Below are 25,296 nucleotides of genomic sequence, written 5' to 3'. Positions count from 1 at the left end.
AACAACAAGCCATCACAGCGATAAAATCGTCTATTTTTTATTATTATCTTATTGAGCTTTATTTGGCCTGATTCTTTTTTATTAGTAGTTGCGTATAATAGTGCTACTTTCCTGAATTAAACTGTGGTTTATTTTAAAATGACTAGAGAAAAATTAACTAATACCTTAGCCGCCATTGACGACGTTAATCGCCAAGACCCAAATACAATATTATTAAATGGGACTAGCCAAGTAAAAGAATTAATTTACGGTCAACAAATGACTGACTGCTTAAAAAAATATTGGCCTGAAGCAAATGAGTTATTACAAATTGCTGTTCGAGCTCAGCACATTAAACGCTGGCAGTTAAAGCGCACAGAGTTTAGCGAAGGAAAAGCGGGATATTATCAATGGCGAATTGCTCAAGGTAAGTTTCATGCTGAACTAGCGGCAAGTATTATGATTGAGCAGGGTTACGCGACAGAACAAGCGGAGCAATGTGCTGCTATTATCCGTAAGGACAATTTGAAAACAAGTAGAGATAGTCAAACGTTAGAAGATGTCGCCTGCTTAATTTTTCTTATGCATTACTTTGATGAGTTTTCGGGTAAGTATACCGAGCAAGATAATGAAGCTAAGATTGTTCGTATTGTACAATTAACCTGGAGCAAAATGTCAGCGCAAGCACATGACATTGCTTTAGGTTTAACATTACCGGATCATTTAGCGATAATAGTAAATAAGGCGCTTGCATAGCCTTTTACTAGCAAGTTTATTAGCTGAAAATCGATAATGCAGATTTTCTCCCTCAACCTCTTGTACTAGAGAGTAGAGAGTCTGTAAATTGCTACTCTATGCTTTATCGGTTGTTTAGTTATTTACTTTATTCTTTACTAATGGCTGCTTTACTGATTACTTCTTTGCTTATGGTTCCTTTACTTAGAGGTAAGCGCAGTAAAAAAATAAAGGGACCAATAACAAGTGCGACAACAAGCCCAGTTAATAGTGTATTTTGTAACAGAAAAGCCGACCAACACACCGATAAAACAATGGTTAACAATGCCATGCGCTTTGCTTTTTTGGGGATACTTCTATGTTGTTGCCAATCGATAATCAAGGGACCGAAGGTTTTATTTGCCAGTAATTTTTTCTGCATTCGTGGTGACGATTTAGCAAAACAGGCCGCCGCCATAATTAAAAAAACCGTTGTTGGCAGCACAGGTAATATCGCACCTAATATAGCTAAACCAACACAAAATAGCCCAGTGACTTTCAACAAGAGTATCTTGGCTTTACTCTGCACTGATGGCGAAACCGGACAGGAACTGATATTGATTTTTGCGTTTTCACTTACTTCTCCCTCAGTACTAATCACTCTTTCCATGTATGAATACTCCCTAGTTCAGCTATTAATTGCCGGTGTAAGTTTTAACTTTCACTTTGTTGTTAGTATCACGACTTTGACGAATTAGCACATCATCCGCCTGGCCATCACTTTCTTGCATAACACTAGATTTGGCTAATCGGTCATAAAGCAACACGTTAACCGAGGCAGCTAGGTTCATACAACCAACGGTAGGAACATAGACAACATCATCTGCATAATCTATAACCTGTTGCTTTATCGTGCCATCTTCAGGGCCAAATATATATACCGCCTGCGGAGGATGAATAAAGTGTGGTAAGGGTGTTGCACCCTCCACTAAGTCAACACATATGATTTTAGTCGTCGATGAGATATTTTCCAGTATCTCTTTAATATTTATAAAATCTTCCACTGCTAATAAAGGAATTTTACCCTGGGCATTTTTGGTATCTGTCTTTAAAGTGTCTTTATTATACTTGGCCGCTTGCTCATAGCGTCGGCCAGTATAAAGCACTTGATCTACTTGATAACAACCAGCAGCGCGCATTACTGCACCAACATTGGTAGGGCTCTTCGGGTTAGTTAAACCGATTGTAACGTGTCTTGGGCATTGTTCTTTATTTGAGGTCATAAATATGGTCATAAAATTATTAAGGAGTTTTCTATAGCTTCTTCTCTTGGATCTTAACCTGTTGCCAATATTCTTCTAGCTCGGCTAAGTCATGTTCGGTAAAACTTTTACCCGATTGATTTACTTGTGTTTCAACGCCATGAAAGCGTTTAGTAAATTTTTTATTCGCAAGTCGTAGTAATGTTTCAGGGTCTTCTTTGGCATGGCGGCATAAATTTACTACCGCAAACATTAAGTCACCTAATTCTTCGGCGAGCGCTTTTTTATCCAGTGAGTCTGCTTCTAACTCATCTTTGACTTCTTGCACTTCCTCTTCAATTTTAGCAAAGACATCTTTTATGTCATGCCAATCAAAGCCGACATGCGCACAACGCTTTTGAATCTTTGCGGCTTGGGATAAAGCCGGTAAGTTTTTCGGGATATCAGCCAAAAGGCTCAAGTTTTCGTTATCAGTCTGATTACCCATTTGCTGCTGATTCTTCTGCTGCCTTTCGAGTATTTTCTCATTTTCCCAATTAGCTTTTATCTCAGCATCTGATTGCAAATTAGCCTGAGCAAACACATGAGGGTGACGGCGAATCAATTTTTCACAAATGGCGGCTATGACACTATCAAAGTCAAAGTACTGCTGTTCTTGTCCCAGTTGACTATAAAAAATCACTTGAAAAAGTAAGTCACCGAGTTCTTTTTCAAGCTCGATAAAATCACCTTGCTCGATAGCATCCACAACTTCATAGGCTTCTTCTAGCGTATGACTCGTTATAGACGCGAAGTCCTGCTTAAGATCCCATGGACACCCTGTGGTTGGGTCACGTAGCTGCGACATGATCCAACGTAATTTTTCTATTGAGGCTTGTTTATTTAACATCTTATTTTATTTCTTAATTTCTCATTGTTTTTCATTATTGGCCGCACTGGCTTGAGTAATTAACAGATGGATTGATTGATAAATATTATCGAACAATAATCACAGGCGCCTTACTTGGCTAACATCATCTAATTGACGTAATTTATCTAAAACTCGCAGTAATAACTCACTACTTTCCACTTCCAACTTTAGCGTCATACTCATGGTCTGCTTGGCTTTGTCGGTATGACTTTCCATGCCAACAATACTTACTTTTTCATTGGCAATAATGGTTGATATATCACGTAATAAACCTTGTCTATCACTGCCGATAATTTGTGCCGAGGCTTGGTAACTTTGTTTATGTTCATTACCCCACTGCACTTCAACTAAGCGCTCTGGTTGCAGATTAAGCGCATTAGCAAGCTGCTCACAATCTTGTCGATGTACTGAGATCCCTCGGCCTTGAGTGATAAAGCCTGAGATTGTATCACCAGGTACTGGCTGACAGCACTTCGCCATATGAGTAAGTAAGTTACCAACGCCAGAAACGGTTATACCGTTATCATCTTGCGCTAGGGCTTTACTCGTCGGGCTTTGTTTAACTAGGCTTTGTGGATCTATTTCAGCTTGAGGTTTTAATTTACTGTCAAGGTGAGTAAAGTGGTTAATGACTTGCTGTAATCTAGCATTACCTGTACCGATGGCAGCATAAAGATCATCCACTGTTTTGACATTAAAACGCTTGCTCGCCGCTAATAAGTCTATATTGACTAAGTCATGTTTAGCTATTTCACTGTCAAATAACTCTTTGCCTTGGGCAATATACTTATCTCTATCAAGCAATTTAAAGAAGTGCTGAACTTTAGCGCGGGCACGTGAAGAGTATATGTAATTTAAATTAGGGTTGAGCCAGTCTCGGCTTGGGTTAGGCTGCTTACTAGTCAGTATCTCGACTTGATCGCCCGTTTGCAACTGATGAGTAAAAGGCACTATTTTGCCAAATACTTTCGCACCAATACAACAATGCCCCACATTAGAATGGATGTAATAAGCAAAATCTAATGGCGTTGAGCCCATAGGTAAATCGATAACATCACCGCCGGGCGTGAAAACATAAATTCGGTCTTCAAACACTTGACTGCGTAATTCATCAAGTAACTCACCACTCTCGCTCACATCATCTTGCCACTGTAATATTTTTCGTAGCCAGCCAATTTTATCATCAAAACTATTACTTTTACCGCTAGCGTTACCTTCTTTATAACGCCAATGAGCAGCGACACCAAGCTCGGCATCATCATCCATTTTCTTGGTTCTAATTTGTACTTCAACTGACTTGCCTTCTGGCCCTAATACCACAGTATGTATTGATTGATAGCCATTGGTTTTTGGCGTTGCTACATAATCAGAAAACTCTTTGGCAATATGTGGCCACTGAGTGTGAACAATCCCCAGTGCAGAATAACAATCTTGGACTTTTTCAACCACGACACGCACAGCACGAACATCAAACAGCTCTTCAAAGCCAAGGGATTTCTGCTGCATCTTCTTCCAAATGCTATAGATATGTTTGGGGCGTCCATAGACTTCCCCCTTAATAGCTAAGTCATCTAGCTCATTAGATAAGTGACCAACAAAACTGGCCATATATCGTTCTCGCTCCAAACGAGTTTCATCTAAAAGCTTGGCAATTTTTTTATAGACCTGCGGGTGAAGATAACGAAATGAAATATCTTCAAGCTCCCATTTTAATTGACCTATCCCTAAACGGTTTGCTAGTGGTGCGTAAATATTAGCGCTTTCTTTTGCCGCCAACACACGAGTTTCCTCATCACTATTTTTCTTTTCACGTAAGTCACATAGTCGCTCAGCTAACTTTATCACCACAGCACGGACATCATCCACCATAGCCAGTAACATACGACGAATGTTATCTATATTTTGTGGTGCCGAGCCAATTGATTGACTACTTTGTTGGCGTAGCGCTTTAATAGCTGCCATCTGCTCAACACCTTGGCAAAGCATTAAAATGTCTTTAGAGAAATTCTCTTTAACATACTCAATAGCAATAATATCATGGTCTAATAATGGTGAGATGAACGCCGCGACTAACGAGTCTGCATCAAGGTTTAAACCACTTAATATTTCCACCATTTCCATGCTTTTATTTAGCAGCTCGAATTTTTCAGCACTCTCATGCTGATAACAGTTACAGACTTGCAGCCATAAAGCAGACAAAGCCTTTGCTTTGACATCGATTAACGCTAAGTTGATTAGCCATTGCTCAAAACTTTGTGCTGCTATTTGATGTGATTTACGCACGGAGACCATGGCTATTCCTTTATCTTTTGAGAGGTAGCTTAATGTTAGCTAATACATAATTGAATGATGTTTAATGCTAAATACTATAGGGTAAACAATACCATAGTCTCAACATGCTTTGTTTGTGCAAACATGTCCATAAGAGATATTTTCTCAAGTTTATAACCCTGAGCAATAAGTATTGCACTATCTCTAGCTAAAGTTGCCGGATCACAACTGACATATAAAACGCTAGGTATATGTAGTTTAGCTATTTGGCTAACGGCTTGCTCTGCTCCTGCTCTTGCGGGATCAAGTAACACCTTATCAAACACCTGAGCTTTAGCCCAAGAATCCAAAAGCCAATTACTGTTTAAATCGGCCTGATAGAACTGACAATTATCAAGTTCATTGACTCGGGCATTATGACTGGCTTTTTCAACCATCACTTGCACACCTTCAACACCTACGACCAGCTTTGCGTGTTTTGCCAGTGCCAAACTAAAATTTCCCAAACCACAAAATAAATCTAAAACATTATCGCTAGGCGAAAGATTTAACCAAGCTAGGGCTTGGTCAATCATAGCATTATTAATTTGATGGTTAATTTGAATAAAATCACTACTAGCAAAATAAATTTTACTTTTATCTGCTAATGAATATGAAAGTACAGCAGAATTTTCGTCTTTGGTACTTACCAGCGGCAGCTGCTTATTACCATCATCAATAATGACCTGCCAGCGATATTTTCGAGCATAAGATTGCCAAAGCTCGATGTCAGTTTTATTCATAGGTTTTAGTTGACGAATAACTAGTACAACGTGATCATCTTTTTGTCTTTGCTCTGCAAAGATTGTCTCAACAATATCAGCTTGAATTACTTCTATATGACCTATGGCAGATTGTACGGTGAGTTGTGCCAGTAGTTTTTTTAGTAAGGGGAAAATGACATTAAGAGGTTCGACCAAAACCGGACATGATTTGATTGCGGCTAATTGATTAGTGGCTTTTTGTCTAAAGCCAATAGTTGCGTGAGATTTTTTGTCAAACTGCACCCCGATGCGTGCTTTTCGACGATAATGCCATGGGCTACTTTTTATCGGTGCTTGCCAAGGTAGGTCTTTGCCTTCAATTTTTTTCGCTATACCTTGAGTGCTAAAAAAGCGTGAAAAGAGATCGCTAACTTTATTTTGTTTGAAAATCAACTGCTCGTCTATAACAAGCATTTGTAGATCACAACCGCCACAAACACCAAAGTGCTGACACAGAGGCTCAACCCTATTATCACTTTGTTTGGTAATAGAAATAAGTTTGGCTCGAGCATATTTACTTTTTTGCTCGATAATTTTCACCTCGACCACTTCATGAGGTAAAGCACCGGCTATAAAAACAGGTTTATTTTGCCAGCGGCCAACACCGACACCATTAATATCGAGTTTTTCAACACTAACGGTCAATCGCTGATTGCACGTTTTTTCTTTGATTTTTGCTTTAAAAAAATTTGCCATTTTCACCCTAGAACTAACACTAACTTTATTAACTAATATCTATTTCAGAAGTAGCTTAGCCATCCATACCCGCTCTACTTGAAGATGCTCGTTTCAGGAAGTCTGAGCAATTCATAATCAAGGAGCATTTTTTATTAATGGTTATTCCCTTAATAAGAAATGCAACGTAGAAATATGATTTATTCAGCCTTCCCCAACGGGCTGGTTTAAAAACGCTTTATGCTGCGTTATTGATTTTGAGAAGGGAATAACCATTCTCTTCAATCAATGCCTTGCCCAAAGGCGTTTTTAGTTCCAGCTGAATCCTGCATATTCAAGTGGAACGGGTATATACTATTAATTTATAGCCGCTTATGAGATTATTTATGTTAACTTGGATAATCGATTATATAGCTAATTATTTCAGCGGGTATTTTACCCTAAATAGACAAAAAAAGTTCAACTAAAAATGCATAAAATAAGCCTGAAAGACTGGGTTATCATACTCACTATTATACCAACAACTTTAATCGGTTTTGGTTTAGCAAGTTACTTTTCTTATAGCCGCTCAGTAGAGCTTAATGACTTCCTTGAACAACGTGCCAAAAGCATCATTGAACCAATTGCTATTGCCAGTAAAGACCCTTTACTTAACAAGAACAGAGATAAGCTTCGCCAACTCATTGGCTTTACTCACCGCAATCAATCAAGCATTGTCAAAAGCATCGTTATATTTACCGAAGACAATCAAATTTTTGTCGCCAGTGCCTATCATGGCGATACTAATTTAATGAGACTAAAGGCCGGTGTAAAGCTACCTAGTCATACCAGCATTGAAAACATTGGTGACTATATTATCTTTAGAACGCCTATCATTGATGAAAACTATGGCTCTTCGTTAAGTAAAAATTTCAATATTAACAGTCGTTCATCATTTAACGCTGCCAACAATAGCGCCAGGCCATCCCCCGTTGGTTATATCGCTATGCAAATTGATAAGAGTCAGCTTAATTTCCAACAGCAAAGTCAATATCTGGTTGCTTTTGCTTTTGCCTTACTTGGCTCTTTACTCAGTACTATTTTTGCCCTTAGGCTCATCAAAAAAGTAACTAAACCAATAAATTCTATGGTTCATGCAATTGAACGTATTAGGGAAGGAAAATTAGAAAGCCGGGTTAGCGGTCAACTCATTGGAGAACTAAATTTTTTAAAAAATGGTATTAATGCCATGGCACAATCACTTGATAACTACCAAAATGAGATGCATGCCAGTATCGATCAAGCCACAATAGATTTACGGGAAAGTTTAGAGCAATTTGAAATACAAAATGTAGAACTAAGCATTGCCAAACGTAAGGCTCAAGATGCCAATAGAGTAAAATCTGAATTTTTAGCCAACATGAGTCATGAGTTACGTACACCGCTAAATGGAGTTATAGGCTTTACTCGGCAAGTGCTAAAAACCCCATTGACTGAAAATCAACGAGATTATTTACAAACCATTGATCGCTCGGCAAATAATTTATTAACCATTATTAACGATATCCTCGATTTCTCTAAGCTTGATGCAGGGAAAATGGTTATTGAAAACATTCCCTTTTCGTTGCGAGAGTCTCTTGAGGAGACCCTTACGTTATTAGCACCATCCGCCCATAAAAAAAATATCGAATTATCGATAAATATCCCACAAGAATTACCCGACTCACTTGTTGGCGATACTATGCGCATTAAGCAAATTATCACTAACTTAATCAGTAATGCGATAAAATTCACCCCGCAAGGCTCTGTTACTGTTGATATTACCAGTGAAGAATATAACCAAAAGAATATCAAATTAAAAGTTATCGTAAATGACACTGGCATTGGTATGACGAGCAAGCAACAGAGAACAATTTTTGATGCTTTTACCCAAGCTGATCAGAGTATTACACGTTTATATGGCGGCACTGGTTTAGGCCTAGTAATTTGCCAACGACTAGCACAAGAAATGCTTGGTGATATTGGTTTTACCAGCGAGAAAAATCAAGGTTCTAGCTTTTGGTTCACTTTTCAATGTGAAGTAAATGCTATGCCATTAATGCTAGAGTTAGACAATCAGCATTTAGCCAATAAGACGATACTCTACTATGAAGAAAATGATCACAGTCGAGAAGCCACCAAAAATATACTAAAGAATTGGCAGATGAGCGTTACCAGTGTGATAAACAAACATCAACTAGCGCAAGTACTTTCTCACAGTAAAGAAACACAACGTGGTTTTGACTACGCACTTATCGGCCATAACCAGACAGCTACAGCCTTAAGTGACTTAAAGAAAACCCTTGCACAATTACAACCCCTCACCGGTAATATACATCTCGCATTAAATAATCACTCACCTAGTTTACAAGACGCACTTGTTGCCAATGGTGCTATTAGTTGTATGAGCAAGCCGATAACATTAAGTAACTTGAGTAAAGTACTTCAACCTATGATAAAAGCCGAACCACAAAGGCTTATCCTTAACGCCCCTATAGTAAAAACATTACCGATTAAGGTGTTAGCCGTTGATGATAATGAAGCCAACCTAAAGCTAATTAAAGCCTTATTATTGGAGCAGGTTACTGAAGTGGTCGTAACAGACAATGGCATATCTGCTATCGAGCTTTGTAAGACAGAAACTTTCGCGCTAATTTTTATGGATATTCAAATGCCTATATTAGATGGTATTAGCACACTTAAAGAGATTAGAACTTTACCTATTAACGGTGACACACCAATTATTGCCGTTACTGCACATGCATTAAGTGGTGAAAGAGAGAAGATGCATCAACAAGGCTTCAATGCCTATATGACTAAGCCAATAGATGAAACAATGTTGCGCCATATTATTTATGAGTATTGTGACGTCAACCACTTAGTTAGCTCAGCAGTCCCCCATATTACTAGGAGCCGATTGGCTGAAGTTGAACAAACGTCGAAAGTAATTGATTGGCCTTTAGCACTAAAGCGCAGTGCTAATAAAGCTGACTTAGCTAAAGAAATGTTTTTAGGCTTAGTTGATAGTTTACCCGAAACACAACAAAGTATTCATCAAGCGATTGAAGCGCAAGATATTGCTATGCTTAAGAGTTTAGTCCACAAACTCAATGGCGCTTGTTGCTATACAGGTGCGCCGAGTTTAGCAACAATTACTGCCCATATAGAAACACAGTTGAAAATGGGTGTAAGCCTCAAAGAGCTTGAACCTGAATTTTTAGAGTTTTTTGAACATATAGAACAAGTATTATTTGCTGTGCCTGAAGCACTAAAAGAAATGACTATAAAAACTCATTAACTTTAAGTGATTAGTAAAATCGAAAAACAAATGAGTATTAATAATCAGCAGTAGCTATTGTACTTTTAAGGATAATAACTAGATTGGTAGTTCACCTATAGAAAATAGCTTATAGATAACTTGATTGTAGACTATGAATTGCTAGTTGTGGATTATTGAAAACTAGCGGATGGTGATTTTTGGCGAGGTTTCGATATCGCCATCTTCAGAAATTGCAGCAACACCGCCACTGCATTGCATTACAGCTAAGCTATGGCCATCATCATTACGCACAAAGGTAAGTTCATAGCCAAATTTCCCTAAACTACTAGCAGAAAACTTTTGCGCTAACGATAATTTATTCCACCAAACTGACTGCTCTGGAGCTTCCCTTCTACGCTCTAGCATTGGTTTCAACTGTGTCTGCATCATTTATCCTCACTTATTTTATGCTGAGTCCTTTCTACACCTTATCCATTAAAGTGTAGCCTATAATTTCAACAATTATAAAATAAATGAGTTTTTTTTAAACCATGCCTAATTGCAAGTATATGTACTAGCTAGTGTGTATTCTTGCTTCTAACATCAGTTGCTTCATATCACGAACAGCTTTATCTAGACCATCAATAACTGCACGTGCAATTATTGCATGGCCAATATTTAATTCGATAATTTCTTTAATGGCAGCAATAGGCTTAACATTAAAATAATTTAAACCATGACCGGCATTAACTTTCAACCCTAGGCTATGTGCATATTTAATACCTGTTGTTAAGCGTTCTAACTCTAATAACTGCTCATCTTCTGAGGTTAGATCGGCATAATGCCCCGTATGAATTTCTATATAAGGCGCTTTACTGGCAAGCGCGGCATCTATTTGCACTATATCTGCATCAATAAATAAACTGACCGCAATACCTGCAGCAGTTAACTGCTTTGTTGCCTTAGTAATTTTATCTAATTGACCGACAACATCTAAACCGCCTTCGGTAGTCAGCTCTTCACGCTTTTCTGGTACTAAACAACAAAAAGCAGGCTTAACGTCACAGGCTATAGCGACCATTTCATCAGTAACAGCCATTTCAAAATTCATACGAGTATGTAAAGTTTGCTTTAAGACATGAATATCTCTGTCTTGTATATGGCGTCTATCTTCACGTAAGTGAACTGTGATACCGTCAGCTCCGGCATGTTCAGCCACACTTGCGGCATAAACAGGATCAGGATAACTTGTTCCGCGTGCTTGTCGTAGCGTAGCGATATGGTCAACGTTTACACCTAATAATAACTCTGTCATTTTATCATCTCTTTATATTTATTTTTGACTAATTTTGGTATTTACTGATGCAATAAATAGCTAACTGTATGCTTTATTGGAAAATAGTTTACGGCTATTTAATGGCTTATTTCCTAGTAGCTGGTTGATAACCTGGCGCATTAACAACTTAAAGGTATTACTAACGTCAGCTGTAACCCTGTTACTAAATAGCGATTCTCGTTTGGCAATGGCTTGTAAATGGGCTTTATCGAAACATGGAGCACTATTGTTTGGGCTAGCACCATATACAGGAACAAAACCTTGTTCGGCGATATAATGAAAGTAGCTAACATCGTGCTCAAATACAGGGCTAAAGTCAAATGACAGCCCTAACTCTTCAAGCAGTGCCAATTCAAATAAGCGTAATTGCGGGGCAATCTCTTCTTCTTGGGATAGAGCGGTCAAGGTTGCTTGATATTGTGAGAACAACTGTGGACAAGCAATTTGCTCGGTTAATAGACGAATCAACAATTCGTTAATATAAAAAGAACTAAACAGACTATGCTTTATCAGTGAAAATGATCTGGCAGTGCAGTCAACTTGGCTAATTTGTTTAAAATTACCACTGCCTTTCAACGTTAATCTTAGTGGTAAAAAAGGCTGGATTAAGCCTTTTTTTATTGAACGCTTAGATTGACCAACATATACCAAGGCAGTCACTTTGCCATCTTGCTCTGTTAGTAAGTCAACTAACTGCTGATTTTCACGGTATGGGCGACTATGTAAAACAAAGGCGTTTTGTTCAATCATCTGGCGCATTCCAATTAGCCAGAGTAATCATCACCATAACCTAGGCTGCGTAATGCTCGCTCATCATCTGCCCATCCTGATTTCACTTTCACCCAAGTTTCAAGAAAGACCTTACTCTCAAATAAATTTTCCATATCGCGTCTCGCTTCCTGACCTATGGTTTTCAAACGCTCTCCTCTATTACCAATGACCATACGTTTTTGGGTCTCACGCTCAACTAGTATTAAAGCATTAATATGAATAATTCCCTTATCATCCATTTTAAATTGCTCAATTTCTACAGTAATAGAATAAGGCAACTCATCACCGGTAAAGCGGATAAGCTTTTCACGAATGATTTCAGAAGCCATAAAACGGCTAGAGCGATCTGTGATGTGATCTTCAGGGAACCAAAAAGTACCTTCAGGCAATGTTGTTAAACATAATTGGCGAATGGTATCGACACCATGGCCCTTACTAGCTGAAATAGGCACAATCTCTTTAAATTCGTGCATTTCGCCTAGCTTTTTAAGATGTGGTAATAGCTCATCTTTGTCCGATATATTATCAGTTTTATTAACAACCAATATGCAAGGTGTACCACTTTGTTTCACTTTAGTTAATACCAGCTCATCATCTTGGGTCCAATGAGTGCCTTCAACCAAAAACATGATTAACTCTACCTCGGCAATTGAGCTTGAAGCAGCACGGTTCATTAACCTATTAATGGCACGCTTTTCTTCGGTATGTAGACCTGGGGTATCTACTAGAATTGCCTGCCTGTTTTCTTCGGTCAAAATACCTAAAATACGATGACGGGTCGTTTGTGGTTTTTTAGACGTTATACTAATTTTTTGCCCTAACAAGGCATTTAATAATGTTGATTTACCAACATTTGGGCGACCAACAATAGCAATTAAGCCAGCATAGGTATTTGAGGTTTCGTTTTGCATAATTTATTTTCTCGTACTTATTTTTTTGCTTAAGTGACTTTGCTTACTATTAGTATGTCGGGGAGTTGCTAATTTAGCTTGCTTTGGTGAGTCTTTTTTTACTTCATTAGCCTTTTCAATTAGGGCAAGTATCTGCTGCGCTGCTGCTTGCTCTGCTTTTCTACGACTGGTTCCTTTGGCAACAACCACTTCACTGATCACTGATGTTTGACAACGAACGGTAAATTCTTGGTTATGGGACTGTCCAGAAGTATCAATCACTTCATAAGTAGGTAGAGCTATTTTTCGACCCTGTAGAAACTCTTGCAAGCGCGTTTTTGGGTCTTTTTGTTCATTGCCGGGCTTAATTACAGTTAAACGTTGCTCGAACCAACTTAAGATTAGTGCCTTACAGCAATCAATATTAGAGTCAATGTATACCGCACCAATAATGGCTTCTATAGCATCTTCTAAAATAGACTCTCGACGGTGGCCACCACTCTTTAATTCACCAGGACCCAGTATTAAGCATTCGCCTAAATTAAAGTCCCTAGCGACTTCAGCTAAAGTAACACCCTTAACTAAACTAGAGCGCATGCGAGTTAAGTCACCCTCGTCATGATTTGGGAACTGATCATAAAGTGCCTCAGCGATAACAAAACCAAGGATGGAGTCGCCAAGGAATTCAAGTCTTTCATTATGAGACCCTTTAGCGCTCCGGTGAGTAAGTGCTTGCACTAATAACCTAGGTTCATTAAATTCGTAACCAAGTTTTTTGGTTAACCTAGCTAGGTTATGAGGATTAATTTTCACGATATATCTCTACTGGACATGCAAAATAAGTGGCCATATTAAATAATAGCGCCGATGCGATCAAAACGAACGCCCGATGGTAGCCATTGTGGTAAAAAACTGTCTTCGCTGCGGTCAAAATCGAAACTCATCCAGATAGCAACAGCTTCGCCGACTAGATTTTCTTCAGGAACAAAGCCCCAAAAACGTCCATCTAACGAATTGTCACGGTTATCACCCATAACAAAATAATGCTTAGCAGGTACTAAAAACTCGTCTGCTGCAGTGCTAGATTGCTGAAAATAATGCATTACTCTGGGTAGAGTATGACTATCATTTAATACCTGATGGCTTTTATTCAACATTTTGGCTTCAAATTGATTCATACCAAATTCAGCATCTGGTCCGTCGTATTTGCCAACAAAATCTTGCTGTATCTGTTCAAACTCAGGACATTTAGTATCCGTATCGGTGCAGGCACGCTTAATATAAAGTAATTTATTGCGGTAAATAATACGATCACCAGGCAAACCAATCACGCGTTTAATATAGTCAACTCTCGGATCTTGCGGGTATTTAAACACCACAACGTCACCATGTTCAGGCAGACCATTTTCAAGAAACTTATGTCTTAACACCGGGTCTTTTAAGCCATAATTAAATTTGTTCACTAAAATAAAATCACCATCAAGTAACGTCGGCATCATTGAGCCTGACGGTATTTGAAAGGGTTCATATATAAACGAGCGTAGAATTAAGACAAAAGCAATAACAGGAAAAATTTGTACCGCGGTATCAACTAATGGTGATGGCTCGATTAATGTTGCAAGTGCCTCAGATGTTAACTCTGCAGCAGATTGTTTTTTAGCCATAACCTGAGCATTGACTGCCTTTAGCTTGCGTTGTGGTGCTAAATAGAACTTATCCGCAAACCACACTATCCCTGTTAATACAGTAATTATCACTAAGATAATCGAAAAATAAACGGCCATACTATTCCTATTTTAAAATCCTATAATGCAAAAATTAGCGACAGTAATGATTTACTATCACTAATTTTTATATTTGCGTAACGACTTAAACTAACTATCGAGTTTAAGTACGGCTAAGAAGGCTTCTTGTGGTACTTCAACATTACCCACTTGCTTCATGCGTTTTTTACCATCCTTTTGCTTTTGCAACAACTTTTTCTTACGACTAATATCACCACCGTAACATTTAGCAGTCACGTTTTTACGTAACTGTTTAACGGTTGTTCTCGCAATAACGTTATTGCCAATAGCCGCTTGAATAGCGATGTCAAACTGCTGACGATGAATCAACTCTTTCAGCTTATCAACTAATAAGCGACCGCGAGCAGCGGAGTGATTTCTATGGGTGATCATTGCTAAAGCATCGACCCTATCGCCATTGATCATGACATCTACACGTACCATATCGGCAGTTTGAAAGCGGATAAAATTATAATCAAGTGATGCATAACCACGACTGGTTGACTTAAGCTTATCAAAGAAGTCCATCACCACTTCGGCCATAGGTAATTCATAAGTTACCGCAACTTGATTCCCATGATAAATAATATCTTTTTGCACACCACGTTTTTCAATACATAGCTTAATAACATTACCTAAATATTCTTGCGGTACCAATATATTTGCTTGAACAATTGGCTCTCGAATTTCATCAATATTATTAACAGCAGGTAAATCAGCAGGGTTATCAATGGATAATAGCTCGCCATTAGTACAGGAAATTTCATAGTTTACCGTCGGCGCTGTGGTAATTAAATCTAGATCATATTCACGAGCAAGACGTTCTTGAATAATTTCCATGTGTAACATGCCAAGGAAACCAATACGGAAACCAAAACCTAATGCAGATGAGCTTTCAGGTTCAAAAAATAATGATGCATCATTAAGACTTAATTTATTCAAAGCATCGCGGAAATTTTCATAATCGTCTGAGCTTATTGGGAAAATACCCGCATAAACTTGTGGCTGTGCTTTGGCAAAACCAGCCAGTGGCTCAGCAGCTTCTTTTTTCGAAATAGTGATAGTGTCACCGACAGGTGCACCATGAATTTCTTTAATACCCGCAATAATAAAACCAACTTCACCAGTTCTTAATATGCCTGTTTCAGTTTGTTTTGGGGTAAATATACCTACTTTATCAATTTGGTGAACTTGTCCAGTAGACATCACCAACATTTTATCGCCTTTTTTAACTTCACCGTTCATCACACGAACAAGTGAAACAACGCCTTGGTAATTATCAAACCAAGAATCAACAATCAAAGCTTGCAATGGCGCGTCTGGATCACCTTCAGGTGCAGGGATATTGGCAACAATAGTTTCTAAAACATTTTCAATACCTAGACCAGTTTTAGCCGAGCATGTTACCGCGTCAGTGGCATCGATACCGATAATATGCTCAATTTCTTCACTAACACGCTCAGGATCAGCTTGCGGTAAATCAATTTTATTTAAAATCGGTATAACTTCTAAATCCATTTCAAGGGCGGTATAACAGTTAGCTACAGTTTGCGCTTCAACGCCTTGCCCGGCATCTACAACCAGTAGTGCGCCTTCACAAGAAGCTAAGGAACGCGATACTTCATAAGAAAAATCAACATGGCCTGGGGTATCGATAAAGTTCAATTGGTAAACTTCACCGTCTTTTGCTGTATAGTCTAAGGTAACACTTTGCGCTTTGATGGTAATGCCACGTTCACGCTCTATATCCATTGAATCAAGTACTTGCGCTTCCATTTCGCGCTCTTGCAATCCACCACAATGTTGAATTAAACGATCAGAAAGTGTAGATTTACCATGATCAATGTGGGCTATGATACTAAAGTTACGTATATTCTTCATTTTTATAGATTTTCTCTAAATAATGGATTATTTTTCAAACTTAAAATCCCGAAAAGGAATCAAGGAAAAATATTAAATGCAATAATGCGAGGGATTTTAACGAATTTACTGTCTTGGGGCTATCTTTTGTTCAGATATCTTTTGTTTCAAGCCGTAACAGCCTAAGACTTTATTTACCCAGGGTTGGTGAAAGAAGGACTTCAATTATCTTAGGCTGTAAGTTTTCGCTATGCTCACCCTGTTTTTGCTTAAACTTAGCAAGCCGATAACCTAAGTAGCCTCCCGTAAGACCAAAGCCTAGCGCTATTAATTCATGAGGGAGTATTTGCTGATTAACCAGCCACTGCCCAAGTGCTGAAAAAGCAATTAAGCCAAATAACGGTAGTAAATAAACTTGACCTGCACTCGATAATACATCTTTTTCTGGCAAGGCTAGGACCACACAATCACCCAGTTTCAATGTTTTACCAAACGTATTGATGTCATAAGGTAGCGTTAGGGTAAGCTTGGCTTGGGGTAGTGCTTTAGCAATTTGACCACTGCCACAGGTATCAACTTGCGCACAACCACTGCAACTTGATTTTATTTGACTGGTAACTGTCACTTGCCCTGCTTTAATAGCAACGACATTGGCGAGCTCTTTAATCATCTTGCTGCTCTCTTACCGAACGCTGAACATTGTTTATAGCATTATCTTTCGTTGCAGGAACAATTGATTCGGCAATTTTTTTGGCGGTAGTTAATGGAATATCACCAACAATGCCTACTTCAATCCCTTGTACTATATGGTTGAAGACCATTGTTGCGCCATCACTTGCATATTCTGGTGCTCTAAAATTTTCTTGGCTAAGATTAACGTAGACAGATATTTCAACTAAACCATCTGAAAATAACATAAACTCAACGGCTTTGTTCTCACCCTGGTTATGACTATTTAGGTTATGTTGGTTGGACTTAATCACAGCAAAGCCTTGCGGTAACCAATCAACTTTCCATGCGAGAACTCTATTTTTTTTCTGATTATTTAACTTAATAATTTCAGGTAGTTCAGTTGATTGAAATTGCACTAAGCTTTCCGATAACTGCTCACTCACTTCGATGTGGGTAAATTGAATTTGCTCTAATAATAATCCCTGACGTGTCAATATCGCCATCTTTAACAGCAGACCGGTTTGTTGATCAAGCCAAAGCCAATAACTAAAACGGTACTTATCTTTTGCAACGATACGCACCAGCTGCGCAACACGCCCCAGCACTCGACTGCGCCCGACAGAAATGAAACGGTAATTGTCTTCAAGTTCACTAAAATCACCACGAAAAATAGTAGGGATTGGACTTTGAACAGACTGAGAAATAATTGAGTAGGGTTCTTGCTCGGGTTCGATATAGCTAACAATATCCCCTTGGCGTAATATATCGCGGCGAGGACCATTAAGACGGGAAAATATTTCCAACTCTTGACTATTTTCACCAATGCCGTGTAACCAATGATAGGGCTCGGCTTGATTATTTTTAACGACGACAAAAGAGGTGGTGAAATTTAGCTCTCGTAAAGATTTGGATAGTTGTTCTAGCCAAAGCTTTGCTGATTCGGTCTCAGCAGCTAAAGCTGAGGTATTAAGGCTTACCAGCAATAAAAAAAGTGCCGAAAATTTCATAGGTTCTCAAAGATGATGGCTGAAAGTGCAATTATCAACTAATTCAGCCAATCAAGCTATTTTATATTACTACCTAACTTCACTTGCTGATTATGATCTTTTAAAAGTGCATGTAAACGACGCTGCTGCGCAACTCTTTCTGCGACTAGCTGCTCATTCAGTGCTTTTTGGTTTTGCAGTTTACTTGGTTCATTTTGAGCTGATTGTAGGCTAAAGCTTACTGGATTGGCATAGCCAGCTAAAGGCATAGTTTGCACAACTTGGCTTGGCGTTATTGAGGATGGATTTTCTGCAACATTGTGCTGAACACCAACAATCATTAAAGCTGCAGCAGAAGCAGCTATAGCCACCTGCCCCATCGGTTTAACAAAACTAGACACTCTAGCTTTAAAGCGATTGGTTGCATCTATAACAGCGTTACTACTATGCTTCGTTTCGGTATTTTGTACAAATGCTTCATCAGAAGATAAATCTGTGCTGTTCGCAACAGCCTGTGCAGATGTTTGTATTGATGACTTAGGTGATAATATCGTCGTCTCTTGCGCAATAGCATCCGCAATTGTTTTGCTTAAGTCAAACTGCAGCGACTGAGGTACCTCATCACGTAATACATCACCTATTAAGTGATAATTTTGCCATGTACTTGATAAGTGTTCATCCTTGAGCATGTTATCAATTAAATGTGCGCTGACACTATCATCTGTTGATGGTGAGTAGTTATCCACTAATGAAGATATTGACTCTGATTTTATTTCACTCATACATTACCTTAAAAACATTTCGTTAAATTTTGCTTTCACAAATGACTTAATTATTTCTTTGCAACAAGGGTCTAATCTTCTTGTCGATGGCATCACGCGCTCTAAAAATACGTGAACGCACGGTTCCTACGGGACACTCCATTATCGTAGCAATCTCTTCGTAGCTTAAACCTTCGATTTCTCGAAAGTTAATCGCTAAGCATAGATCTTCAGGTAGTGAGTCCATGGTAGTAAAAATAACTTTTTTAATTTCTTCGGTGAGTAATATCTTTTCAGGAGAGGCATGCTCTCGTAAAGCACCACCACCATCAAAAAGCTCCGCATCATCGATTTCAACATCGGTACTTGGCGGTTTACGTGCAAGCGAAACACTATGGTTTTTTGCACAGTTCACCGCAATACGATATAGCCAAGTATAAAAAGCACTTTCCCCTCTAAAATTAGGTAATGCTCTATAGGCTTTAATAAAAGCCTCTTGTACTATATCGGGTACATCGCTATGATTTTTAACATAACGACTCACTAAATTAGCAACCTTGTGCTGATATTTTGTGACCAACAGATTAAACGCATTTTTATCGCCGCGCTGAACCCGCTCAACTAATTGTTGATCTATATTTGGTTCGCTCTTTTGAGCCATATCCTTTAACACTGACAATTGATTTGTACTCATATTTTCCATTGCCTCATAACAAACGCATAAAATAAGACTGATGTTTTTCAAAAAAGTTCTTTTTATTTTTGATTTTTTTTAACAAGTAGACTTATTGGTTTATCGAGCAATGCTATTATTGATGCCAGAGTGCATTTAAACGCTATTATCTGGCGGCTTATACCTATGTATTATAGAATACCTCAAACTCCTTTACTTATATATTCGCTTTTACTCGCGGAACCTAATCAAAAGTATGACCCAACAAAACAATTGTGATGTTTTAATCATTGGCAGTGGCGCTGCAGGTTTAACTTTAGCGCTCCATTTAGCTAAAAATGCCGATGTTGTGATATTAAGTAAAGGACCATTAAACGAAGGTTCTACTTTTTATGCGCAAGGTGGAATTGCCGCAGTATTCGATGAAAATGATAGCGTTGCTGCTCATATTGAAGATACTCTCATTGCCGGTGCCGGCCTATGTGACGAAGATACAGTTCGTTTTACCACTGAAAATGCTAAATCGTGTTTAGAGTGGTTGATAAACCAAGGAGTAGAATTTGATAAAGAGCAAGGTAATAACGGTGAAGACCGTTATCATTTAACTCGCGAAGGCGGACATAGCCATCGCAGAATCTTGCATGCTGCTGATGCTACCGGGCAAGCAATTCAAACCACTTTAGCCGACCAAGTAAAGCAGCATTCTCGTATTCGTATATTTGAACGTTTTAATGCCATTGACCTTATTTGCCAACCTAGCTCTACCGGTAACCAAGAAAAACAATGTATTGGTGCTTATATATGGAATAGGAATACCGAAAAAGTAGAAAGCATTTACGCGCAAAAAACCATTTTAGCTACGGGCGGCGCAAGTAAAGTTTACCAATACACCTCGAATCCCGATGTTGCCAGTGGCGATGGTATAGCAATGGCTTGGCGCGCTGGCTGTCGCGTTGCCAATATGGAATTTAATCAGTTTCACCCTACCTGTTTATTCCACCCTTCAGCAGGTACTTTTTTGTTAACGGAAGCTCTACGCGGTGAAGGCGCTAAACTAAGACGCCCCGATGGTAGTCGTTTTATGCCCGCTTTTGATGAGCGCGCTGAGTTAGCTCCACGTGATATTGTCGCTCGGGCGATTGATTATGAAATGAAACGTTTAGGCGTGGATTGCATGTACCTAGATATTAGCCATAAACCCAGTGAATTTATCAAACAGCATTTCCCTACTATTTATGAAAAAACCATGTCTTTGGGAATCGATATTACTAAGCAACCTATTCCTATTGTACCTGCCGCGCATTATACCTGTGGCGGAGTTATGGTTGATCAGCAAGGTAAAACCGATATTAGCCAACTCTATGCCATTGGTGAAATGTCATATACCGGTTTACACGGTGCAAATCGCTTAGCAAGCAACTCACTGCTTGAATGCTTGGTCTTTGCCCGCGCTGCAGCCTTAGAAATTAGTGAAACCTTAGTACAAGATAATCGTTATTTAACCCTGCCGCTTTGGGATGAAAGCCGCGTTACTGACTCAGATGAAGAAGTTGTTATTCAACATAACTGGCACGAGCTAAGATTATTTATGTGGGATTATGTCGGCATTGTTCGCACGACAAAACGCCTTGAACGAGCATTGCATCGAGTAGAGTTACTACAGCAAGAGATTGAAGATTATTATCAGAACTTTAAAGTAAGTAACAACTTACTTGAATTAAGAAATTTAGTGCAAGTCGCTGAGCTCATTATAAAGTGTGCCATGGAGCGAAAAGAAAGTAGAGGTTTGCATTACACTTTAGATTACCCGGATTTGTTACCTACGGCACTACCAACAATACTGTCACCCACTTAATATACCTGGACTAGACAATAATTAAGTGACTTCACCGAGTTGCTTTATCACTCGAGCAAGACGAGAAAAATCTTGGTCAGAGATACTATCCCTAAATATAAATAATTGTTTAGGGGAGGTATTGTTAGTATTCCCGCACTGATTAAGTGTCAACTCACTTGGCACCATAATCAACCAACAACCAATAAAACCCAAACGACTTGTTGTTAACAGTTGATAACTTAGCTGATCTTTATCGAAACAAAGACCACCAGTATAAGTTAAGACGAAAGAGTGAGCGATGGCGTTGTTATTACTTTTACTCAAGAACAAACTTAGAAAAATGATAGCTGCTACAGCAATTATTTGAGCTATAACATAATAAAATGTAAAGCTTATTAACAATATCAAGCAAAATATAATTACGGAAAAACTATAAAGTACTAGCTTATATCGAGAGTGCTTAACATTAATATTATACTTTGATGCGCTTAAGTATATGTTGCACCATTGCATTGAGCTCTGTGTCTTCACAAGTTTCATGCCCCATAAACCATGCAAATAATTCAGGGTCTTGGCAAGTGAGTAGACGTTCAAAGGTGAACTGATCTTTAGTTGATAAGTCATCATAGGCTTCATCAACAAAAGGGATAAACAATACATCTAACTCTAACATACCGCGACGACATGCCCACTTTAAGCGAGCCTTATTGACTTTTAAGACATTAGTTGAGTTTTCATTATTTGTCACTGTGTTGCTTGAAACGTCATTACCCGACATAAGTACCCCTTTTTGTTGAACGCTGGTGATTATCACAACGCCATTCTAACAATATCTCAATGGTCACAGCTATCAAAAACCGCTACTTTCACTAATAAAAACCGCTACTCTAGTTGTTTTTACCATTTTCGCCCCGATTGTATAGTTAACCTTAATAGTCAAGCAAAGCTAGTTCTGTGCTTTTTCCTAGAGTTTATTATGACACTAACAACCAATACACAATTACCTTCTCTAAAGCAGTTGCCAAGTACCTACCTTGTTGAGCTTAGTGATTTTGGCGCAATTACTTTATCTGGTGAAGAACAAAGCAAATATTTACAAGGACAAGTAACCTGTGATGTTAATAGCAGCACAGAGCAAAGCTTACTTGTCGGTGCTCACTGTGACGCTAAGGGAAAAGTTTTTTCAGTTTTTAGATTAATTAATCGCTCTGCTGCTCACTTATTATTGCAACCTAAAGCCAGTATTGAAGGCTCGCTTAATGCGCTGAAAAAATTTGGTGTTTTCGCCAAGGTCACTATCGAAGAGGCGCAAGACTTAAGCTTTATCGCCTTAGTGGGTGAACAGGCTAGCGTGCTATTACAAGCTGAGTTCTCACAAATACCTGATAGCTTAAACCCGGTCGTACAACTTGGCTCAACCAGCTTAGTTTATCTTTGTGGTGACCAACCTCGCTATATCATCATTGATGAACAAGACACTATTGCCTCATTGGTTAAATCATTGGCACTACCTGTGTTTTCACAAGGCGTATGGGATTTATTAGAAATAAGCCAAGGTTTTCCAATACTCAACGAAAAAACTAGCGGCCATTACGTGCCGCAAATGCTTAACTTACAAGCGATGAATGGCATTAGCTTCACTAAAGGCTGTTATTTAGGGCAAGAGACTGTCGCTAGAATGCAATATTTAGGTAAAAATAAGCGAGCACTATTTTCTTTGCATGTTCAACTTGAACAAGCTATAGAAGTAGATGACGTACTTGAAAAGCAACTGGGCGATAACTGGCGCAAAGCTGGTGATATCCTAGCCTACTACCAAGCCGATGATGGCAACTGTTACCTACAAACAGTACTTGCTAACGATGGTGAACTTCCATCAATGCGTATCGCTGCACAAACTGATACCGTAGTAACAAAGCAAGCATTACCATACACTTTAGAAACTGAATAACCTGAGCTTTAGATAAATAAGCTCAAAATTTAAATTATTAGGATAGAAAATGAAAATAGCTAAAAACAATGTTGTTGTTATGCACTATGCCGTATCTGATAGCGATGGCACTTTAATCGATAGCTCATATGATGATAAGCCTATGGCGATTATTCAGGGTACCGGTTACTTAATTCCTGGTTTAGATGAAGCCCTTATAGATCGCCAAACAGGCGATAAATTTGAAGTGGCGGTAGCTTGTGAACAAGCCTACGGCGAACGTCATGAAGATTATGTGCAAGCAGTACCTAGAGAAGTACTTGCTGGTGTTGAAGATCTTGGTTTAGGCACACAATTACGTGCTACAACCGATGATGGCGAGCAAACCGTTATTGTTATTGATGTGCAAGATGATCAAATTACTGTTGATGGTAACCACCCACTAGCAGGTTTAGATTTAAGCTTTGATGTTGAAGTTATTGAAGTGCGTGAGGCTACTGCTGATGAACTTGAACATGGTCATGTGCACGGTGAAGGCGGTTGTGGCCACTCACACTAAAGCCATTTATAACTTGAGCATTAAATATTAATTATTAAAGGCTCAGCTCGACATTCCCCTAACTTTAAGCTGTAAGTTTTAGCGGTGAATTTCAGCCATAAAAAAACGTAACCTTAGTCCAAGGTTACGTTTTTTTTGATTAAGGCTTTACTGCTGTGCTTTAGTGACAGAAGTTTTAGCTACTTAAGCTTTAGTTATTCAGTTACCGCTTCTACTGATTTATCTTCTTTGGCATCGGCTTTTGATAAAAACATGTCACGTAACTTCTTATCAACATCTTGCGCCATCTCAGGATGTTCACCTAAGTATTTCGCTGCATTGGCTTTACCTTGACCAATACGCTCACCGTTACAGCTATACCAAGCGCCCGCTTTTTCAACAAAACCATGCTTAACGCCTAGCTCAATTAATTCGCCTAAGTTGTTAATACCTAGACCGTATAAAATTTGGAATTCAGCTTGTTTAAAAGGTGGTGCAATTTTATTTTTTACCACTTTCACACGCGTTTCATTACCAATGATTTCATCACCATTTTTAACCGCGCCAATACGACGGATATCTAAACGTACTGAAGCATAAAATTTTAATGCATTACCACCTGTGGTGGTTTCTGGGCTACCAAACATAACACCAATTTTCATACGAATTTGATTAATAAAAATAAGCATGGTATTGGATGACTTAAGATTTCCTGTTAGTTTGCGCATTGCTTGACTCATCATTCGAGCTTGTAAGCCCATGTGTGAATCGCCCATATCACCTTCAATTTCAGCTTTAGGTGTTAAAGCAGCAACAGAGTCAACAACAATAATATCAATGGCACCAGAGCGCGTTAACATATCAACAATTTCTAAAGCTTGTTCGCCGGTATCTGGCTGAGAAATTAATAGCTCATTAATGTTAACACCAAGCTTTGCAGCATAAATTGGGTCAAGTGCATGTTCCGCATCGATAAAAGCACAAACCCTACCATCTCTTTGTGCTTGTGCTATTACTTCGAGTGTTAAGGTTGTTTTACCACTAGATTCAGGACCATAAATTTCAACTACACGACCAAGCGGTAAACCACCAGCTCCTAACGCAATATCTAAACCTAAAGAGCCAGTAGAAACAGTTTCTATATCCATGGTGGTGTTATCACCAAGTTTCATTATTGAGCCTTTACCAAATTGACGTTCTATTTGACTTAATGCTGCTGCTAGTGCTTTTTCTTTATCGTCTTTCATAGTTGCTCCGCGATTACAATCGCTATTTAATTTTCATGTTTCAATTTAATAACGCCAGTATACTGTATGACCGTACAGTATCAAGTTTTTTATCGATATTTTATTTTTATTAAAAATAAA

The 25,296-nt window shown here is 38.7% G+C and carries 24 protein-coding genes; 5 read left to right on the top strand and 19 right to left on the bottom strand.

Annotated features, from left to right (window positions below; genetic code table 11):
• Positions 1-138 precede the first annotated feature (138 nt).
• The gene (locus tag HRT55_RS08030; protein WP_291620239.1) at positions 139-735 is read left to right on the top strand and encodes a DUF4202 domain-containing protein; all 597 of its coding nucleotides are present in this window, start codon (positions 139-141) and stop codon (positions 733-735) included.
• Positions 736-862: 127 nt separating this feature from the next.
• On the opposite strand, the gene HRT55_RS08025 is transcribed toward HRT55_RS08030, so the two are convergent.
• The 5 genes from HRT55_RS08025 to rlmD form a co-directional block, all read right to left on the bottom strand.
• The gene (locus HRT55_RS08025; RefSeq protein ID WP_291620237.1) at positions 863-1,363 is read right to left on the bottom strand and encodes a YbaN family protein; all 501 of its coding nucleotides are present in this window, start codon (positions 1,361-1,363) and stop codon (positions 863-865) included.
• 25 nt (positions 1,364-1,388) lie between these two features.
• Entirely contained in the window at positions 1,389-1,976 is a 588-nt protein-coding gene (locus tag HRT55_RS08020; RefSeq protein ID WP_291614378.1) for an RNA methyltransferase, read from the bottom strand.
• Positions 1,977-2,007: 31 nt separating this feature from the next.
• Positions 2,008-2,844 (bottom strand): nucleoside triphosphate pyrophosphohydrolase, encoded by an 837-nt coding sequence (mazG, locus tag HRT55_RS08015; RefSeq protein WP_291614380.1) that lies wholly within the window; start codon positions 2,842-2,844, stop codon positions 2,008-2,010.
• A gap of 99 nt (positions 2,845-2,943) precedes the next feature.
• A complete protein-coding gene (gene relA, locus HRT55_RS08010) occupies positions 2,944-5,157 on the bottom strand; it encodes a GTP diphosphokinase (protein ID WP_291620234.1) in 2,214 nt (737 codons plus the stop codon).
• Between the two features lie 74 nt (positions 5,158-5,231).
• Positions 5,232-6,635: a 23S rRNA (uracil(1939)-C(5))-methyltransferase RlmD gene (gene rlmD, locus HRT55_RS08005; RefSeq protein ID WP_291620232.1), complete on the bottom strand. Its 1,404-nt coding sequence runs from the start codon at positions 6,633-6,635 to the stop codon at positions 5,232-5,234.
• Positions 6,636-7,083: 448 nt separating this feature from the next.
• Here rlmD and barA point away from each other — a divergent pair, with 448 nt between their 5' ends.
• Positions 7,084-9,930, top strand: a complete 2,847-nt coding sequence (gene barA / locus HRT55_RS08000) for a two-component sensor histidine kinase BarA (RefSeq protein ID WP_291620230.1) — start codon at positions 7,084-7,086, stop codon at positions 9,928-9,930.
• Positions 9,931-10,092: 162 nt separating this feature from the next.
• Here the strand turns inward: barA and HRT55_RS07995 are convergent, their stop codons facing one another.
• From HRT55_RS07995 to rpoE, 11 genes are all read right to left on the bottom strand, one after another.
• A complete protein-coding gene (locus HRT55_RS07995; protein WP_291620229.1) occupies positions 10,093-10,341 on the bottom strand; it encodes a hypothetical protein in 249 nt (82 codons plus the stop codon).
• Positions 10,342-10,465: 124 nt separating this feature from the next.
• Entirely contained in the window at positions 10,466-11,206 is a 741-nt protein-coding gene (gene pdxJ / locus HRT55_RS07990) for a pyridoxine 5'-phosphate synthase (RefSeq protein WP_291620227.1), read from the bottom strand.
• A gap of 60 nt (positions 11,207-11,266) precedes the next feature.
• The gene (gene recO / locus HRT55_RS07985) at positions 11,267-11,977 is read right to left on the bottom strand and encodes a DNA repair protein RecO (protein WP_291620225.1); all 711 of its coding nucleotides are present in this window, start codon (positions 11,975-11,977) and stop codon (positions 11,267-11,269) included.
• Positions 11,978-11,991: 14 nt separating this feature from the next.
• Positions 11,992-12,909 (bottom strand): GTPase Era, encoded by a 918-nt coding sequence (gene era, locus HRT55_RS07980; protein ID WP_291620223.1) that lies wholly within the window; start codon positions 12,907-12,909, stop codon positions 11,992-11,994.
• A gap of 3 nt (positions 12,910-12,912) precedes the next feature.
• On the bottom strand, positions 12,913-13,695 hold the full coding sequence (rnc, locus tag HRT55_RS07975; protein WP_291615958.1) for a ribonuclease III: 783 nt from the start codon (positions 13,693-13,695) through the stop codon (positions 12,913-12,915).
• 44 nt (positions 13,696-13,739) lie between these two features.
• Positions 13,740-14,672, bottom strand: a complete 933-nt coding sequence (lepB, locus tag HRT55_RS07970) for a signal peptidase I (protein ID WP_291620221.1) — start codon at positions 14,670-14,672, stop codon at positions 13,740-13,742.
• Positions 14,673-14,762: 90 nt separating this feature from the next.
• Positions 14,763-16,553, bottom strand: coding sequence for a translation elongation factor 4 (gene lepA, locus HRT55_RS07965; RefSeq protein ID WP_291620218.1), 1,791 nt, complete (start codon positions 16,551-16,553; stop codon positions 14,763-14,765).
• 169 nt (positions 16,554-16,722) lie between these two features.
• Positions 16,723-17,202, bottom strand: a complete 480-nt coding sequence (locus HRT55_RS07960; protein ID WP_291620216.1) for a SoxR reducing system RseC family protein — start codon at positions 17,200-17,202, stop codon at positions 16,723-16,725.
• A complete protein-coding gene (locus tag HRT55_RS07955; protein WP_291620214.1) occupies positions 17,195-18,211 on the bottom strand; it encodes a MucB/RseB C-terminal domain-containing protein in 1,017 nt (338 codons plus the stop codon). Before HRT55_RS07955 ends, HRT55_RS07960 begins: the two co-directional genes overlap by 8 nt.
• Before the next feature lie 56 nt (positions 18,212-18,267).
• Positions 18,268-18,972 carry an RseA family anti-sigma factor gene (locus tag HRT55_RS07950; RefSeq protein ID WP_291620212.1) on the bottom strand — a complete coding sequence of 235 codons (705 nt, stop codon included), beginning with the start codon at positions 18,970-18,972 and terminating at the stop codon, positions 18,268-18,270.
• A gap of 46 nt (positions 18,973-19,018) precedes the next feature.
• Positions 19,019-19,645 carry an RNA polymerase sigma factor RpoE gene (rpoE, locus tag HRT55_RS07945; RefSeq protein WP_291620210.1) on the bottom strand — a complete coding sequence of 209 codons (627 nt, stop codon included), beginning with the start codon at positions 19,643-19,645 and terminating at the stop codon, positions 19,019-19,021.
• Positions 19,646-19,880: 235 nt separating this feature from the next.
• On the opposite strand from rpoE, the gene nadB reads away from it, so the two are divergent.
• On the top strand, positions 19,881-21,479 hold the full coding sequence (nadB, locus tag HRT55_RS07940; RefSeq protein WP_291620207.1) for an L-aspartate oxidase: 1,599 nt from the start codon (positions 19,881-19,883) through the stop codon (positions 21,477-21,479).
• Positions 21,480-21,500: 21 nt separating this feature from the next.
• Here nadB and HRT55_RS20965 read toward each other — a convergent pair whose 3' ends face one another.
• Positions 21,501-21,974 carry a protein YgfX gene (locus tag HRT55_RS20965; RefSeq protein ID WP_367241169.1) on the bottom strand — a complete coding sequence of 158 codons (474 nt, stop codon included), beginning with the start codon at positions 21,972-21,974 and terminating at the stop codon, positions 21,501-21,503.
• Positions 21,934-22,239: a succinate dehydrogenase assembly factor 2 gene (locus tag HRT55_RS07930; protein ID WP_291620204.1), complete on the bottom strand. Its 306-nt coding sequence runs from the start codon at positions 22,237-22,239 to the stop codon at positions 21,934-21,936. Before HRT55_RS07930 ends, HRT55_RS20965 begins: the two co-directional genes overlap by 41 nt.
• 198 nt (positions 22,240-22,437) lie before the next feature.
• On the opposite strand from HRT55_RS07930, the gene ygfZ reads away from it, so the two are divergent.
• Positions 22,438-23,412 (top strand): tRNA-modifying protein YgfZ, encoded by a 975-nt coding sequence (gene ygfZ, locus HRT55_RS07925; protein ID WP_291620202.1) that lies wholly within the window; start codon positions 22,438-22,440, stop codon positions 23,410-23,412.
• A gap of 49 nt (positions 23,413-23,461) precedes the next feature.
• Positions 23,462-23,950: a peptidylprolyl isomerase gene (locus HRT55_RS07920; RefSeq protein ID WP_291620200.1), complete on the top strand. Its 489-nt coding sequence runs from the start codon at positions 23,462-23,464 to the stop codon at positions 23,948-23,950.
• A 194-nt stretch (positions 23,951-24,144) separates the two neighbouring features.
• Here the strand turns inward: HRT55_RS07920 and recA are convergent, their stop codons facing one another.
• Positions 24,145-25,176, bottom strand: coding sequence for a recombinase RecA (gene recA, locus HRT55_RS07915; protein ID WP_291620198.1), 1,032 nt, complete (start codon positions 25,174-25,176; stop codon positions 24,145-24,147).
• Positions 25,177-25,296 lie beyond the last annotated feature (120 nt).

Source organism: Colwellia sp. (assembly GCF_013214175.1).
Classification (GTDB): domain Bacteria; phylum Pseudomonadota; class Gammaproteobacteria; order Enterobacterales; family Alteromonadaceae; genus Colwellia.
Note: the sequence above shows the minus strand (reverse complement) of the source record. Positions and strands in the feature narration are given on the sequence as shown.